General features: G+C 67.9%; 12 protein-coding genes. 8 read left to right on the plus strand and 4 right to left on the minus strand.

Going from position 1 to position 15,962, the window contains the following annotated elements; all coding sequences use genetic code 11:
• Window positions 1-49: 49 nt before the first annotated feature.
• Window positions 50-1,147 carry a Glu/Leu/Phe/Val dehydrogenase dimerization domain-containing protein gene (locus tag ACZK5G_RS16570; RefSeq protein ID WP_010482852.1) on the plus strand — a complete coding sequence of 366 codons (1,098 nt, stop codon included), beginning with the start codon at window positions 50-52 and terminating at the stop codon, window positions 1,145-1,147.
• Window positions 1,148-1,191: 44 nt separating this feature from the next.
• Here ACZK5G_RS16570 and ACZK5G_RS16575 read toward each other — a convergent pair whose 3' ends face one another.
• A complete protein-coding gene (locus tag ACZK5G_RS16575; RefSeq protein ID WP_182266504.1) occupies window positions 1,192-4,032 on the minus strand; it encodes a S8 family serine peptidase in 2,841 nt (946 codons plus the stop codon).
• A 183-nt stretch (window positions 4,033-4,215) separates the two neighbouring features.
• Between ACZK5G_RS16575 and ACZK5G_RS16580 the strand changes: the two genes are divergently transcribed.
• From ACZK5G_RS16580 to ACZK5G_RS16590, 3 genes are all read left to right on the plus strand, one after another.
• A complete protein-coding gene (locus ACZK5G_RS16580; protein WP_032129351.1) occupies window positions 4,216-5,391 on the plus strand; it encodes a thiolase family protein in 1,176 nt (391 codons plus the stop codon).
• Between the two features lie 124 nt (window positions 5,392-5,515).
• On the plus strand, window positions 5,516-5,857 hold the full coding sequence (locus tag ACZK5G_RS16585) for a hypothetical protein (protein WP_004153024.1): 342 nt from the start codon (window positions 5,516-5,518) through the stop codon (window positions 5,855-5,857).
• Between the two features lie 157 nt (window positions 5,858-6,014).
• Window positions 6,015-6,425 carry a hypothetical protein gene (locus ACZK5G_RS16590; protein WP_014647982.1) on the plus strand — a complete coding sequence of 137 codons (411 nt, stop codon included), beginning with the start codon at window positions 6,015-6,017 and terminating at the stop codon, window positions 6,423-6,425.
• A gap of 308 nt (window positions 6,426-6,733) precedes the next feature.
• Here ACZK5G_RS16590 and ACZK5G_RS16595 read toward each other — a convergent pair whose 3' ends face one another.
• Window positions 6,734-8,371, minus strand: a complete 1,638-nt coding sequence (locus tag ACZK5G_RS16595; RefSeq protein WP_049398306.1) for an acyl-CoA dehydrogenase family protein — start codon at window positions 8,369-8,371, stop codon at window positions 6,734-6,736.
• Window positions 8,372-8,484: 113 nt separating this feature from the next.
• Here ACZK5G_RS16595 and ACZK5G_RS16600 point away from each other — a divergent pair, with 113 nt between their 5' ends.
• The 4 genes from ACZK5G_RS16600 to pdeM are packed head-to-tail and all read left to right on the plus strand — an operon-like array spanning window position 8,485 to window position 14,174.
• Window positions 8,485-9,483: a ligase-associated DNA damage response exonuclease gene (locus tag ACZK5G_RS16600; RefSeq protein ID WP_049421265.1), complete on the plus strand. Its 999-nt coding sequence runs from the start codon at window positions 8,485-8,487 to the stop codon at window positions 9,481-9,483.
• Entirely contained in the window at window positions 9,480-11,087 is a 1,608-nt protein-coding gene (locus ACZK5G_RS16605; protein WP_478464116.1) for an ATP-dependent DNA ligase, read from the plus strand. Before ACZK5G_RS16600 ends, ACZK5G_RS16605 begins: the two co-directional genes overlap by 4 nt.
• On the plus strand, window positions 11,084-13,543 hold the full coding sequence (locus tag ACZK5G_RS16610; protein WP_478464117.1) for a ligase-associated DNA damage response DEXH box helicase: 2,460 nt from the start codon (window positions 11,084-11,086) through the stop codon (window positions 13,541-13,543). Before ACZK5G_RS16605 ends, ACZK5G_RS16610 begins: the two co-directional genes overlap by 4 nt.
• A complete protein-coding gene (gene pdeM, locus ACZK5G_RS16615) occupies window positions 13,533-14,174 on the plus strand; it encodes a ligase-associated DNA damage response endonuclease PdeM (protein ID WP_478464119.1) in 642 nt (213 codons plus the stop codon). Before ACZK5G_RS16610 ends, pdeM begins: the two co-directional genes overlap by 11 nt.
• Window position 14,175: 1 nt before the next feature.
• On the opposite strand, the gene ACZK5G_RS16620 is transcribed toward pdeM, so the two are convergent.
• Both ACZK5G_RS16620 and ACZK5G_RS16625 read right to left on the minus strand, forming a co-directional pair.
• Complete coding sequence (locus tag ACZK5G_RS16620; RefSeq protein ID WP_032129345.1) at window positions 14,176-14,445, minus strand: hypothetical protein; 270 nt, start codon at window positions 14,443-14,445, stop codon at window positions 14,176-14,178.
• 180 nt (window positions 14,446-14,625) lie between these two features.
• Window positions 14,626-15,894, minus strand: coding sequence for an FAD-dependent oxidoreductase (locus ACZK5G_RS16625; RefSeq protein ID WP_478464121.1), 1,269 nt, complete (start codon window positions 15,892-15,894; stop codon window positions 14,626-14,628).
• Between the last annotated feature and the right edge of the window lie 68 nt (window positions 15,895-15,962).

The raw sequence follows: 15,962 nt of genomic DNA on the forward strand, positions 1-15,962 counted from the left end.
CACTGGCCGTTCGCTGCAGTTCGCCGCTGATCGCGCCATCGGAGACGCCATGCTATTCGAAACCCTCGCCACCACCGGCCACGAACAGGTGGTGTTCTGCCACAACCACGACGCCGGCCTGAAGGCGATCATCGCCATCCACAACACCACCCTCGGCCCGGCCCTGGGCGGCGTGCGCATGCGCCCCTACGCCAGCACCGACGAGGCGCTGGCCGATGCGCTGCGGCTGAGCCGGACGATGACCTACAAGAATGCACTGGCCGGCCTCAACGTGGGTGGCGGCAAGGCGGTGATCATCGGCGACCCCAAAGTGGACAAGACCGAGGTGCTGTTCCGTGCCTTCGGCCGCTATGTCGATTCGCTGGGCGGGCGCTACATCACCGCCGAGGACGTCGGAACCGACGTCAACGACATGGAGAACATCTACCTGGAAAGCCAGTTCGTGACCGGCGTGCACCAGGTCCATGGTGGCTCCGGCGATCCCGCCCCGTTCACCGCCTACGGTGCGCTGCAGGCACTGATGGCGTCGATGCGCTTCAAGTTCGGCCATGAGGAAGTGGGCAAGACCAGCATCGCCGTGCAGGGTCTGGGCCACATCGGCATGGAACTGGTGAAGCTGCTGCGCGACCGCGGTGCCAAGCTGTACGTCACCGACCTGGACAGCGCGCTGGTTGATCGCGCGGTCAGCGATTTCGGCGCCGAAGCGGTCAAACCGGATGAGATCCACGAGGTGAACGCCGACGTGTTCGCACCGTGCGCGCTGGAAGGTGCGATCAACGCCGACACGCTGCCGCGGATCAAGGCGAAGATCATCTGCGGCACCGCCAACAACCAGCTGTCGAGCCTGGAGATCGGCGACGAGCTGCATGCGCGCGGCATCCTGTATGCGCCGGACTATGCAGTCAACGCCGGTGGCGTGATGAACGTGTCGCTGGAGATCGACGGTTACAACCGCGAACGCGCAATGCGCCTGATCCGCAGCATCTACCACAACCTCACCCGCATCTTCGAACTGTCGCAGCGCGAGAACATCGCGCCGCAGCGTGCCGCCGACCGCATCGCCGAAAGCCGCATCCTGTCGATCGGCAAGCTGAAGATGCCGCTGGGCCGCAGCACCCCGCGCCTGGGCAACCTGCGCGGCGGTTGAACCCGCCGATGTCGCGCCGGGCATGACCCGGCGCGAGCCGTCCTTCAGAAGCCGGTGCTGTAGCGCAAGGCGGCCTGCCGCGCACCTTCGCCACCAACGCGCTGGTCAAAGCCCAGGCTCAGGCGGCCATTGCGGCCCCACCACGATTCCAGCGCCACGCCGATCAACGCACTGCCGCGCGGCGCGTTCCAGCCCGCCAACGGCGCCCAGGCATCGACGCCGACGAAACTGGCCTGCCAGTCCGCATCCGCACCATCAAGCCGTTGCTGCCATTCGGCATGCCCACGCAGCGTCCAACGCCCCCAGCCGCGCTCGCCGCGGATACCGGCCAGCATCTGGCTGCGCTGCACGCGGTTGGCATCGCCCCGCAGGCCGAAACCAAAGCCGCCGAGTTCATTGAAGGCGTCGGTCTCCACACGCGTGGTGCTGGCACCGACGTAGGGCGTCATCGATGCGCCCGCACGCCCCAGCCGGTACCCGCCCTCCACGCTGGCACTGCTGAAACGGCCGCCGTACCGCGCGGAGACGCCATAGGCACCCGCACCGAGCAGCAGCTGACGATCCAGCGCGCGGGTGAACTGTCCGCTCCCCACCTGGGCCAGCGCGTAGCCACGTCCCAGATTCCAGCCGGCATACAACTGTGCCTGCGCCTGGCGATCACGCCCACGATCACCGCCGAAACTGCTGCCACCAGTGCTGCGGGTCTCGCCAAACGCCACGCCCATCAGGCCGTTGCTGCCCAGTGGCAGATCCTGGCCGGCCATCCAGCCCCGGCTGTCGGCAGCGTTGCCGGCGAAGCTGCCCTGCCCCGCCTCACCCAGCGCGCTCTGCCAGCTCCCGCGCAGGCGCGGTGCGGCCTGTACACGATCAAAGCGCTCGGCGATCGCACGCCGCGACATGTCGATGCTGTCGAAGGTCGCTGCTTCGGCTCGCGCATGCGCTTGACCGGACAGGCTCTGCAGGCTGGCGGCCAGGCCCTGCGGGCCACCGCCGGTCCACTGCAGGGCACCGGCCGCTGCACCAAAGGCCGATCCCTGCAGGCCTGTGTTTTTGTCCAGCGCTGCGAATGCACCTTCCAGGCGCTGTGCTGCCGCCTGGGCGGACGCCCCCAGCCCGCTGGCCGCTGCGGTGACGCTGACCTGGGTCAGGTTCAACCACGCGTTGTTGCTGTCATAGCCGTAGCTGCTCTGCAGCAATGACAGCCCCTGCAGGCCGCTGGAGGTAGCCGGCGTACTGAAGGTGCCGCTGAGTCCGCCTGCCGCATGGATCAGGTCCTGCCGGCTGCCGTTCTGTGGCACGTAGCCGGAAACGAAGCCATGCACGCGCACGCCACCGTCGATGGCGGCATTGCCGGTGACCTGCAGCGCATTGGCGCCCAGTGCGATCATCAACTGTGCGCCGGCCTGCTGGGTGTAGTTGCCCTCGATGGTGCCGGTGGTGTTGCCGGTGGTGAGGAATACGCTGCTGCCGTTGACCACATTGCCGATCACGCGGGGCGTGCCGCCATTGAACTGCAGGCCGGTCGAATCCGGATCGGACTGGCCGAGGATGGTCACGTTGGAACGGATCACGCCACCGTTCTGCAGCGACAGGATGCCGCGTTCGATGCGGGTGGCACCGGTGTAGCTGTTGTTGCCGGCCAGCACCAGGGTGCCCCCGCCCTGCTTGACCAGCCCGCCGCTGCCGACGATATCGTTGCGCCACGCCGAGCCGGTCGAGGCCAGATCCACGTTGGCGACCACATCACCCCAGTCGAAACGACCCGGACCGTTGATCGCACGACCGATGTCGAGCAGGCCGTAGCCGAACACCGGATCCACGCCCGGCGCACCGATGTCCTTGGCGGTACCCAGCAGGGTCTGCCGCACCAGATCGTTGCTGAAGTACGGGAAGCGCTCCCAGACCAGCGCCGCCGCACCGGAAATCAAGGGCGCCGCGAATGACGTGCCGTAGTTCCAGTAGTAGCTGCCACCGTTGGCATCGGGGTAGACCGCGCTGCCGGGCGCCGCCAGGCAGTAGCGGGCCGCCTGGCCACAGGCATTGGCATAGCTGGCCAGCGTACCGGGCGCATACGGATCCACGGCGGTGGCCACCAGCCAGCCGCGCTCCAGGTCGGCAGCCGGCAGCGTGCCGGCCACGCCCTGCTGGCTGGGCAGTGCGGCCAGGCTGCTCGGCTCGCTGCGGCCGTCATTGCCCGCGGCGAACACCACCAGCCCGCCATGGTTGATCACGAAGGGGCGATATTCGGCGGCCACCTGCGCGGTGGTCGGCAGGTCGGTCCAGTACAGGCCGCCCCACGAATTGTTCATCACCTTCACGTTGTAGCTGATCAGGTCCTGGTGGACCTGGGCCACGCCCAGCGGGCCGCTGAAGGAATTGCCCTTGCCGCTGCCGTCATCGACGGGCGGCTTGTCGGCAATGATCCGTGCCGACACGATCTGCGCCTTTGGCGCGATGCCACCCGGCCAGGAGCCCGTTGCCGCGCCGGCGGCGAGGCTGGCCACGGCGGTGCCGTGGCCGACCACATCATCGACACCCAGATTGTTCCTGGCCGGATCGATGTAGTTGAGGTTGGCCAGCACCCGGCCATTCAACGCCACCGCATTGCGCTGCACGCCGGAGTCGACGATGCCGATGCGCACGTTCTGGCCGGTCAGGCCGGCAGCCTGTGCGGCGCGCGCATTGGTGACTGACAGATGCGCGTCGAAGGCCGGCTCCTGCGGTTTGACCGGGGGTGGCGTCGTCGGTGGCGGGGTAGTCGGTGGCGGCGGTGGTGGCGGGGTATCGATGCGCACGTTGCCGCCCCCGCCACCTCCACCACAGGCCGTCAGCGCTACCACCAGCGCGGTTCCCAGGGCAGACCTCACCATCATCGTGCGTTCCATCGATTCCTTCCCATGAACGTTGTCCTGCCTTCATCCCGGCAGGCGTGCGGCCGCGCCCAGCGGCGGCCCTCCCCGACCCTCTATACTTGGGTCGACCCCCACGCAGTCTGCCGGGAAACCGGGGCACATCCAACGGCCCCCGGTCTCCTTTCCGAACATTGCTTACGCATCAACGAGATTGCCATGTCCAACATCGTCATCGCCGCCGCCAAGCGCACCGCCATCGGCTCCTTCCTCGGCCAGTTCAACGGCGTGCCGACCCCGACCCTCGGCGCGGCCGCCATCGCTGCCGCCCTGGAACAGTCGGGCATCCCGGCCAGCGACGTTTCCGAAGTCCTCATGGGCTGCGTGCTGCCGGCCAACCTCGGCCAGGCGCCCGCCCGCCAGGCGGCGATCGCTGCCGGCATCCCGCTGTCGACCGGTGCCACCACGCTGAACAAGGTGTGCGGCTCGGGCATGAAGACCATCATGCTCGGTCATGACCTGATCAAGGCCGGTTCGGCCAGCATCGTTGTCGCCGGCGGCATGGAATCGATGTCCAACGCGCCGCACATGCTGCCGAACTCGCGCACCGGCAACCGCTTCGGCAACTTCCAGGCGGTCGATCACATGGCCCACGATGGCCTGGTCAACGCTTATGACGGCAAGGCGATGGGTGAATTCGCCGAATGCGCCGTGGACAAATACCAGTTCAGCCGCGAAGAGCAGGACGCCTACGCCATCGAATCGGTCAAGCGCGCGCAGGCGGCGCAGGCCAACGGTGCGTTCGCCGATGAAATCGTCGCGGTGAAGGTCGCCACCCGCAAGGGCGAGGTCGAGGTCGCCACCGACGAGCAGCCGGGCCGCTCGGACATCGCCAAGATCCCGACCCTGCGCCCGGCCTTCAAGAAGGACGGCAGCGTCACCGCCGCCAGTTCCTCCAGCATCTCCGACGGCGCTGCTGCAGTGGTCCTGCTGACCGAGGAAGATGCAGCCGCTCGCGGCATCACCCCGCTGGCGCGCATCGTCGGCCACGCGACCCATTCGCAGGAGCCGGAGTGGTTCACCACCGCCCCGATCGGCGCGCTGCACACGCTGCTGGACAAGACCGGCTGGTCGCTGGACCAGGTCGACCTGTTCGAAATCAACGAGGCTTTTGCCGTGGTCGCAATGGCGCCGATGCGCGAACTGGGCATCCCGCACGACAAGCTCAACGTGAATGGCGGTGCCTGCGCGCTGGGCCATCCGATCGGTGCCTCCGGTGCACGCCTGGTGGTGACCTTGGTCAACGCCCTGCGCACGCGCGGTGGCAAGCGCGGCATTGCCACCCTGTGCATCGGCGGCGGCGAAGCAACCGCAATCGCCATCGAATTGATTTAAAAAGATTTAACGATGATTTCGCAAAAATGAATGCGGGATCGCTTGACACCCAATCTTGGCTTGTCATCATGTTGTCGGCGCGCAGCATGCGCGTTGCCTAATTCTAACGACGAGGATTCACACAATGAGCATCAACAAGCTGCTGGTCGCGATGTCCCTGGCTCTGGCCCTGGCCGCCTGCTCGAAGCAGGAAGCTGCCCAGGACGCCGCTGCTTCGGCCAACGAAGCCGCCACCGAAGCCCAGGCTGCTGCCGACCAGGCCGCCGCTGCTGGCGCCCAGACCGCCGACGCTGCCCAGCAGGCCGCTGACACCGCCGCCACCGCTGCTGACGCTTCGGTTGACGCTGCTGCCCAGGCTGGCGCTGCTGCCACCGACGCCGCTGCCGGCGCCGCTGCTGACGCTGCCAAGGCTGCTGAAGGCACCGCTGAGAAGGCCAAGGACGCTGCTGAAGAAGCCAAGAAGTAATAACTTCTTTCTTCACGCTGTTCTGGAAAAGCCGCTGGTTCGCCAGCGGCTTTTTCTTTTTTCGAATGCGCGCGACTGAGCCGCTGCATCGCGACCCCGTCTTCACAACGGCATGAATAGGCTGGCGTCCCCATCCATTGCAGTACCGGAGACCGCCATGAAGATTCGTCCGATCACCACCACCCTGCTGGCCGCCTCCCTGCTGCTGGCCCTGGCCGCCTGCAAGGGCCCGGAAGCCGAACAGGCCAAGCAGGACGCACAGCAGGCTGCCGACAGCGCAGGCGCTGCCGCCCGTGACGCCGTGGACAAGGCCGCCGAAGCCACCCGCGACGCCGCCGACAAGACCGCTGCCGCGTCCGAGCAGGCCGCCGCCGATACCCAGCAGGCGCTGGACAAGGCTGCAGACGCCACCGCCAACGCCGCCGACAAGGCCAAGGACGCCGCAACCGATGCCGCCGCACATGCCAGCGACGCCACTGCGAACGCCGCACAGAAGGTCGCCGACAAGGCCCGCGATGTCGCCAATGACGCCAAGGCCAACGCCGCCAAGGAAGAAGCCAAGCACTAACGGTTCGTTCGCCGGGCATGGCCCGGCGCTACCGACCAGCCGAGCATCGGCTCGGCTGCACAGGAAAAGCCGCGGCACTGCCGCGGCTTTTCTGCTTTTCGCTCTCTGCTCTTTCTGTTGATTCCGTGCTGGACGCGTACGGAAAGTGTCCACGGACGCGCGGGTAGGTTGCGCAGGGGCGTAAGCGCCATGGATGGCGCGCCCGAGCTTACATGGACGTACTTGCAGCGCCCCCTGCGCGATCTACCCGCGCGGCCCACCCATCAGTATCAGCGCCCACCACGAGGGGCTCCGCCGTTGGCCGCCTCCTACGGCAGCGCGCGCGCCAGCATCGCCGTCAGCTCCACCCCCGCCGGCAGCGTCCCGAACGCCAGCCCGTGCTCCCCTTCCAGCCGGCTACGCACGAATGCCTCCGCCATCGGGCTGCGCGCACGCAGCAGCAGCGCCGCCTGCAGCAGCAGCGCAGTGCGCTCGCAGAACAGCCGCGCCTGCGCTTCCTCCGGTGGCGGTGCCGCTGCCCAACGCTGCAATGCCGCTGCATAGCGCCCATCACGGTCAGCCACCGATGCCAGCTCACCGCGCAGCGCCGCCATCGCCTCCGGTTCGCGCGCCAGCGCACGCAGCACATCCAGGCACTGGATGTTGCCGCTGCCCTCCCAGATCGAATTCAACGGTGCCTGCCGGTACAGGCGCGGCAGCATCGACTCCTCCACGTAGCCCGCTCCGCCCAGGCATTCCTGCGCTTCATTGACAAAGGCCGGCGCGCGCTTGCACAGCCAGTACTTGCCCAGCGCCGTCCCCAACCGCGCCATCGCGGCTTCATTGGCATCCACACCGGCGCGATCCACCGCGCGCGCGATCCGCATCGCCAACACCGTGGCCGCTTCCGACTCCAGCGCCAGATCAGCCAGCACGTTGGTCATCAGCGGGTGCTCGACCAGCAGCTTGCCGAAGGTACGTCGATGACGTGCGTGGTGCAGCGCCTGCGCCAGCGCCATGCGCATCTCCGCCGCTGCACCCAGCATGCAGTCCAGGCGGGTCATCATCACCATGCCGATGATGGTGGCCACGCCGCGCCCCTCTTCGCCCACGCGCCATGCCTGTGCGCCGCAGAACTCGACCTCACTGGAAGCGTTGGCCCAATCGCCGAGCTTGTCCTTCAGCCGCATCAACCGGAACGCATTGCGGTCACCATCGGCCAGCCGGCGCGGCATCAGCAGGCAGGTCAGGCCTCCCGGCGCCTGCGCCAGCACCAGGAAGCCATCGCACATCGGTGCGGAAAAGAACCACTTGTGGCCGACCAGACGGTAACGCTCGCCATCGATCGGTTCGGCGCGCGTACTGTTGGCACGGACATCCGAGCCGCCCTGCTTCTCGGTCATGCCCATGCCCAGGGTGATGCCGGCCTTGTCCGCCACCGGCACGTCGCGCGGGTCATAGACCGGCGCAGCGGCCTTGCGCGCCCACTCGGCCAGATGCGGCTGCGAATGCAGTACCGCCACTGCCGCATGGGTCATGGTCAACGGGCAGCTGGTGCCCGCCTCGGCCTGGTGATGCAGGTAGCTCAACACCGCTCGTGCCACGTGCGCGCCGGGCTGCGGCTCATGCCAGGACAATCCAGCGACGCCGTGCGATTTTGCCGTGTCCATCAACTGGTGATAGGCCGGATGGAACTCCACGGTGTCGATGCGATGGCCCTGTGCATCATGCGTGCGCAGCCGCGGACGATCACGGTTGGCATCGAAGCCCAGCCGGTACAGTTCATCACCGGCGAGTGCACCATAGACACCCAGTCGCGGCGCGAAGCTGGCGGCGCCTTCGCGCTGTACGGCCTCCATCAGCGCCACGTCGTCGGTCCACAACTGTCGCCCTGCGAACGGCGGCGGCTGGTTCAACACCACATGGGTTTCATACGGTGCGTTGCTGCTGAAGCTGGGTCCACTCATCCGGTCCATCCTGGCGGCAAGAGGTCTGCGGCCCGATTGTGCCGCATCGCCTGCCAAGCCCGTGTTCAGGCCGGTTCTCACCCCCTGCACGAGACGCAGGCCACAGTGACCGCATGGCAGGCAACGACGATCTGGTGGTGCTGCGCCCGGAGGGGCTGTACTGCGCCGCCGGCGATTTCCATATCGACCCGTGGCGACCGGTAGCGCGCGCGGTCATCACCCATGGCCACGGCGACCATGCCCGCCCGGGCATGGGGGAGTACCACTGCAGCGAAGGCAGCCTGCCGATCCTGCGCTGGCGCCTGGGTGACGTGCCGGTGCAGGCGCATGCCGAGGGTGTGCCGTTCCGCCTGGGGCAGGTGCAGATATCGCTGCATCCGGCCGGCCACGTGCTCGGTTCGTCACAGGTACGCATCGACGACGGGCAGCAGGTATGGGTAGCCTCCGGCGACTACAAGCGACAGCCTGATCCCACCTGCACGCCGTTCGAAGTGGTGCCCTGCGATACCTTCATCACCGAGGCCACCTTTGCCTTGCCGATCTACCGCTGGCCGGACACGCCGGCGGTGGCTGCAGAGATCGTGGCGTGGCGCCGCGAATGCGAACAACGTGGCGAAGCCGCGATCCTGCTGTGCTACGCATTGGGCAAGGCACAGCGGGTGCTGGCCGAGCTGCTGCCGCTGGACGATCGACCAGCCTGGCTGCACGGCGCCATCGCCAATGGCGTGGCGGTGTACCGGCAGGCCGGGGTGCCGATGCTGGAGACGCTCACCGTGGCCGAGCAGGGCCGCCAGCCTGATGCCGCCGGCCAGCTGATCCTCGCGCCGCCGTCGGCTGCGGGTACGCCCTGGATGCGCCGCTTCGGCCGCCACCAGCTGGGCTTCGCATCCGGCTGGATGCAGCTGCGCGGCAATCGGCGGCGCCGTAATGTCGATCGCGGTTTCGTCATTTCCGATCACGCCGATTGGCCAGCACTGCTGCAGACCATCGAACAGACAGGCGCGCAGCGGGTGATCGCTACCCATGGCAATACCGATGCGTTGATTCCGTTCCTGCGCGAGCGCGGCGTGGCTGCCGAAGCCTTCCGCACCGATTTCGGGAGCGAGGAATGAAGGCCTTCGCTGCGCTCTACCAGCGCCTGGACCGCAGCACCGCGACACTGGACAAGCGTGCGGCGCTGGTCGACTACTTCCGCCACGCGCGTGCGCATGATGCGGCGTGGGCGCTGTACCTGCTCAGCGGCGGCAAGGTGGGCGGTGCACGCCGGAAGATCGCCGCCAGTGGCGAACTGCGCGCCTGGATTGCCGAAGAATCGGCACTGCCGTCATGGTTGGTGGAGGACAGCTATGCCCAGGTCGGTGACCTGGCCGAGACACTGACGCTTCTGCTGGATGATCCAGCGCAGCCTTCGCTCGACCGGCCATTGGCCGAATGGATCGAACAGCATCTGCTGGCCGTGGCCAACCAACCCGAGGCAGTACGCCGCGCTGCGGTCGTCGCCGGGTGGCGGCAGCTGTGCAGCAGCGAACGCCTGGTGTTCAACAAGCTGCTGACCGGCGCCCTGCGCGTTGGCGTTTCGCAGCGACTGGTACAGCAGGCACTGGCGGAACGGTCCGGCCTGGACATCGCACGCATCGCCCAGCGCATGCTCGGCGAGTGGATCCCCTCGCCCGGGCTGCTGGCTCAACTGCTGTCACCGGACGAGCTGCCGTCCGACCGCCAGCAGCCCTACCCCTTCTTCCTCGCCTCCCCTCTGGAAGGCGATCCTGCCGAACGCCTCGGCGCGATCGACGACTGGCTGCTGGAATGGAAATGGGATGGCATACGCCTGCAGCTGCTGCGCCGGCGTGGCGAAGTCGCGCTGTGGTCCCGTGGCGAGGAACGACTGGATGGCCGCTTCCCCGAGATCGAGCACGCCGCGATGGCGTTGCCGGAGGGCTGCGTGCTGGACGGAGAGCTGCTGGCCTGGGACGAGACCGCCAACCTGCCGCGCGCATTCACCGCCCTGCAGACCCGCATCCAGCGTCGCAAGCCAGGAGCAGCGACTCTGCGCAACACGCCGGTACGCGTGCTCGCCTATGACCTGCTGGAGCACGATGGCGCGGATCTGCGTGAGCTGCCGTTGCAGGAACGGCGTACGCGGCTTGCCGCGGTCATCGGTGCACTGGACGATGTGCGGATCCAGCTGTCGCCCGACGTTGCCGCCGTCGACTGGGCGCAGGCGGCGGCGATGCGCGATGTGGCACGCGAACGTGGCGTGGAAGGGCTGATGCTGAAACGACGCGGCTCGCCCTACCTGGCTGGGCGACGCCGCGGTGACTGGTGGAAATGGAAGGTCGATCCGCTCACCATCGATGCGGTGCTCCTGTACGCACAGGCTGGCCATGGGCGGCGCAGCACGCTGTACACCGACTACACCTTCGGCGTCTGGGACGGCGACACGCTGGTGCCGGTGGCCAAGGCGTATTCGGGCTTGGACGACAAGGAGATCCTCGCGCTTGACCGCTGGATCCGCGCCAACACCCGCGAACGTTTCGGGCCGGTGCGCAGCGTACGCGCCGAACAGGTGTTCGAGCTGGGTTTCGAAGCGGTCAACCGCAGCAGCCGGCACAAATCGGGGATCGCCGTGCGTTTTCCGCGCATCCTGCGCTGGCGCCACGACAAGCCTGCCAGCGAGGCCGATCAGCTGGCCAGCCTGCAGGCGCTGGCGCGATGACCCGCAGCCAGGCACTGCGCAGGCTGGAAGACTGGTTCGCGGCACGCGGCTGGCGCTCACTGCCCTTCCAGCGCGCGATGTGGCGCCACTACCTGGCCGGCGAATCCGGGTTGCTGCATACGCCCACGGGCAGCGGCAAGACGCTGGCGATGTTCGGCGGGCCGTTGCTGCAGGCGCTGATCGATCCACCGCCCTCGCCCCGCCGCGCCAGTGCGGTGCGCCCATTGCAGGTGCTGTGGGTAACGCCCTTGCGCGCGTTGGCCAGTGATACCGCACGCGCGCTCCAGGCCGTCGTCGACGGCTTGGGACTGGGATGGCGTGTCGGCCTGCGCAGCGGTGACGCCAGCAACCGCGAGCGGCGCCAGGCCCGCGAAGGCCGCATCGACGTACTGGTCACCACGCCCGAATCACTGGCGCTGCTGCTGAGCTATCCGGATACGTTGCCGCGCATGCGCCAGCTGCGCTGCGTGGTGGTGGACGAATGGCATGAGCTGCTGGGCAACAAGCGCGGTGTGCTGCTGCAGTTGAACCTGGCGGTGTTGCGCGAAGCTGCGCCTGCAGCGCAGCTGTGGGGGCTTTCGGCCACGCTGGGCAACCTGGATGAGGCGCGCGACGTGCTGCTGCCCGGGCAGCCCGACGCGCCGATCGTGCAGGGCGTGCGCCCGCGCGCGATCAGCGTGCGCAGCCTGCTGCCGGAACCCGGCGAACGTTTTCCGTGGGCCGGGCATCTGGGCCTGGCGCAGCTGCCGCGGGTGCTGGACGCGTTGATGCGGGCACGCAGCAGCCTGTTGTTCACCAACACCCGTGCGCAGGCAGAACTGTGGCATCAGGCGCTGGCCGCGGTCTGGCCGGAAGCCCCGGACACGCTTGCGCTGCACCATGGCTCGCTGGATCCAGCGCTGCGCCAGCAGGTCGAGGATGGCCTGCGCGCGGGCGCGCTGCGCTGCGTGGTTGCCACCTCCAGCCTCGACCTCGGCGTGGACTTCCCCGAGGTTGAGCAGGTACTGCAGCTGGGCAGCCCGAAGGGCGTGGCCCGCCTGCGCCAACGCGCGGGACGTGCGCGTCACCGCCCGGGTGCCAGCGGTTCCATCCTGTGCGTGCCCAGCCATGCGCTGGAGCTGGCCGAATACGCCGCGGTGCGCCGTGCATTGGCCGAAGGCGTGGTCGAAGCGCGCAGGCCGCCGACGCTGTCGCTGGATGTACTGGCCCAGCATGCGGTCAGCCGCGCGCTGGCCGGTGGCTTCGACAGCGATGCGCTGCTGGCGCAGGTACGGCGTACCCATGCCTTCGCATCTCTCGGCGACGACGCATGGCAGGCCGTGCTGACGTTCATCGTGCAGGGTGGCCAGGCCCTGGCCCAGTACCCCGATTTCCACAAGGTCGTGCGTGATGCCGACGGCTACTACCGCATGCACGATCGCCGCCAGGTACTGCGCCATCGGCTGTCGATCGGCACCATCAGCAGCGATGGCAGCGTGCGCGTGCAGTTCCTGCGCGGTGGTGGCCTGGGTGCCGTGGAGGAACAGTTCGCCAGCCGCCTGCGTCGCGGCGACCGTTTCCAGTTCGCCGGGCGCCTGCTGGAACTGGTGCAGCTGCGCGACATGACCGCCTTCGTGCGGCTGGCACGAGGGCGCGGTGATGGTGTGGTGCCGCGCTGGCAGGGAGGCCAGTTGCCACTGTCGATGCCGCTCGGCCGCGAGCTGGAGTGGGTACTGTCCGGCGCCGACGACAGTGCCGAATCACGCTGGTTGTCCCCCTTGCTGGCACTGCAGCAGCAGTTGTCGACGCTTCCCGGACCAGAGCATCTGCTGGTGGAAGAGGTGCGGCGCCGCGACGGCCAGTTCCTGTTCGTCTACCCTTTTGCCGGCCGTCACGTGCACGAGGCGCTGGCCGCCTTGCTGGCACTGCGCTGTACCCGCCGGCAGCGCAACAGCATCGGCTACGCGGTGAACGATCATGGCCTGGTGCTGGCACCGGCGCAGGCGATCGAACTGGATGCGGCGCAATGGCGAGCATTGTTCACCGCCGATCAGCTGCTGGACGATCTGCGTGCCGCGGTGAACCTGGGCGAGCTGGCGCGCCGCCAGTTCCGTGGCATCGCACGCGTAGCGGGCCTGCTGGTCCCCAGCCTGCCCGGCGGTATGCCGCGATCACTGCGCCAACTGCAGGCCTCGGCAGGCCTGCTCTACGACGTACTGCGCGAGCATGACCCCGGTCACCTGCTATTGGCATTGGCCGAACGCGAAGTGCTGCATGACAGCCTGGACCTGCCGGGACTACAGCAGGTCCTGGCAAGGATCGGCATGCAGGCCCTCTCGGTGCAGCACCCGACATCACTCACGCCACTGGGCTTCCCGTTATGGGCCGAACGCCAGCGCGGGCAGTTCAGCAACGAGGACTGGCGCACCCGCGTGCAACGTGCGGCGCAGCAGCTGGAGCGCCGCCATGGCCGATGAACTGCCGCTGCTGCGCGCCGGCGAATCGCTGATTCTGCTTGGCGCGCGTGCGCTGTACTGGCCCGCGCGGCAGGCGCTGTTGATCGCCGACCTGCACCTGGGCAAGGCCGATGTATTCCGCCGCGCCGGCATCGCATTGCCCAGCGGCGGCACCGGCGAAGACCTGCAACGCCTGCAGGGGCTGCTGGACAGGCATGCCTGTCGCGAGCTGTGGATCCTGGGTGACATCCTGCATGGACCGGCGCATCGCGCTGCGTGGTACCAGCAATGGCTGGCATGGCGCGAACGCAATGCTTCGCTGGACGTGCATGTCCTGCGTGGCAATCACGACCGCCAGCTGCCGCATGCTCAGTTGCAGGTACAGATCCACGATGAAGTACGGCTGCAGCCGTTCCTGCTTCGCCATGAGCCGATGCCCGATGCAGGGCTGCATGTGATCGCCGGGCATCTGCATCCGCAGGTCGCCTTGCCGCCATTGCGACGGCGCTTCCCCGCGTTCTGGCTGCGTGAGCGGATGACGGTGCTGCCGGCCTTCTCCGCGTTCACTGCCGGCATCGTGCCCGTGCCCGCCCGCGGCGAGCAAAGGGTCGCCTGCGTGGAAAACGGCCTGGTGCAACTGCCGGTGGCTTGAATCAGGCCGGACGAATGCCCAGCTGCGGCATCAACTGGAAATCAGGCGTGTCACCCTCACGTCGTCGCGGCAACGCCTGGATCGCCGCCAGCATTTCCTGCGCGCAGGTGCGGATGCGCGCGTGGTGCTCCGCTGATGCATGACTGATCAGGCTGCCGACATGGAACTCGAACACGTCCTCCAGTACGTCGGGCTGGTCCTCGTGCAGCATCTGCAGCAATCCGCGCAGCTTGCAGATTTCCGATTCCAGCTCCTCGACCGCGAACAACATGGCGTCCTCCTCTTCAACAACAGGCGGCACGTCCGGGCCGCAACAGGCCGCAACGGCAGCGCCGCCCGGGCCACGCGCGATGTTGATCACGGAAAGGAAAACGGGCGACGCGCAATCGCGTGCAACCTACTTCTCGCATATCGGCGGTGAGGCAACCGTTAATTCAGGTGACGACGCGCTTCACGCATTGGCCGAAATCGCGTTGATACGAGGCATTTCCGCTGCAGTGGCCAGTGCGTCGACGAACGCCGGATCCAGTGCAAGTGCACCGAACCAGCCGTGCTGGGTGCCACTGAGCACGCGCAGCATGTGGCCACGGCCACCGGGCAGGCGCCCCATCGGCCCCAGCAGCACGTCACGCGCCTTCGCCCAGGCGTCGCGGTCGGACTGGAACAGCGGCGTCAGCCAACGACTCCAGCGCTGGTACACCGCAACGTGTGCCCTGCGTTGCGCCTGGTAGGCCTGCAGCGCGACCGTGCTGCCGCCGTAGGTGCGCACCGCATCGCGCAGCGCCAGCGCGTCCAACAGCGCCATGTTCACGCCCTGCCCCAGCTGCGGGCTCATCGCATGCGCGGCATCACCGGCCAGCACCATGCGGCCGTGGTGCCAGCGCGTCATCACCGCATCACGGTAGACCGCGCGCGCCAACTGGCCGGCATCACGCAGATGGGCGAAGCGCGCACTGGCCTGCGGCCACAGTGCATGCAGTTCATCCAGCCAGGGCGTCATGCCATCGGCCTGCCAGCGTTCGAAGTCGGCGCGTGGCAGGCTCCAGAAGAAACTCAGGCGCGGCGTGTCATCACCGGGGCGCGTGCCGACCGGCAGCAGTCCGATCATCTTGCGCGCGGCCACGTAACGCTGCCGCAGCTCCTGCACGTGCGGCCAGTCCTCGGCCGGCAGCAAGCACCACAGCGCCCCCCACGGATACACGCGATCCAGCCCGGCACCGCCGCCGATCGTGCCGCGCAGCGTCGACGCGGCGCCATCGGCGACCACTACCAGGTCGAACGGGCCATGCGTGCGCCCGTCGCTGTCGCGCAGACGGCCGTGTTCGGCATCCACCCCGGTAATGGTGGTACCGGCATGCAGCTGGCCCTCGCCTGCACGCGCCTCGTCCAACAGCGAGAACAAGGCCCCGCGCTGCATGCCCAGGCCGTGCAGGCGCGCATCCAGTCCCTCGTAGCGCATGTCCATCACCGCGCGCTCGCACGGCGTGTCGCCATACAGGCGGTGCACCGGCGCGGCATGTGCGCGCACGGAATCAAGCAGGCCCATCTGCCACAGTACCTGCAGGCCGCTGGGCTGCAGCAGGAAACCGGCACCCACCGGCCCCGGCGTGGGCACGCGTTCGAAGATCTCCACCTCGTGGCCGTCACGGGTGAGCAGGATGGACACTGCCTGTCCAGCGGTGCCGTAGCCGATCACGGCGATGCGCAGTCGTTCCGTCATGGCCGCATTGTGCCCGAGGCGGGTGGATCGCGAGCGGGTCGCGGGCAATCCGCGCAAAAAAAACCCCG

It is taken from the genome of Stenotrophomonas sp. 62841_Sma (assembly GCF_056482945.1).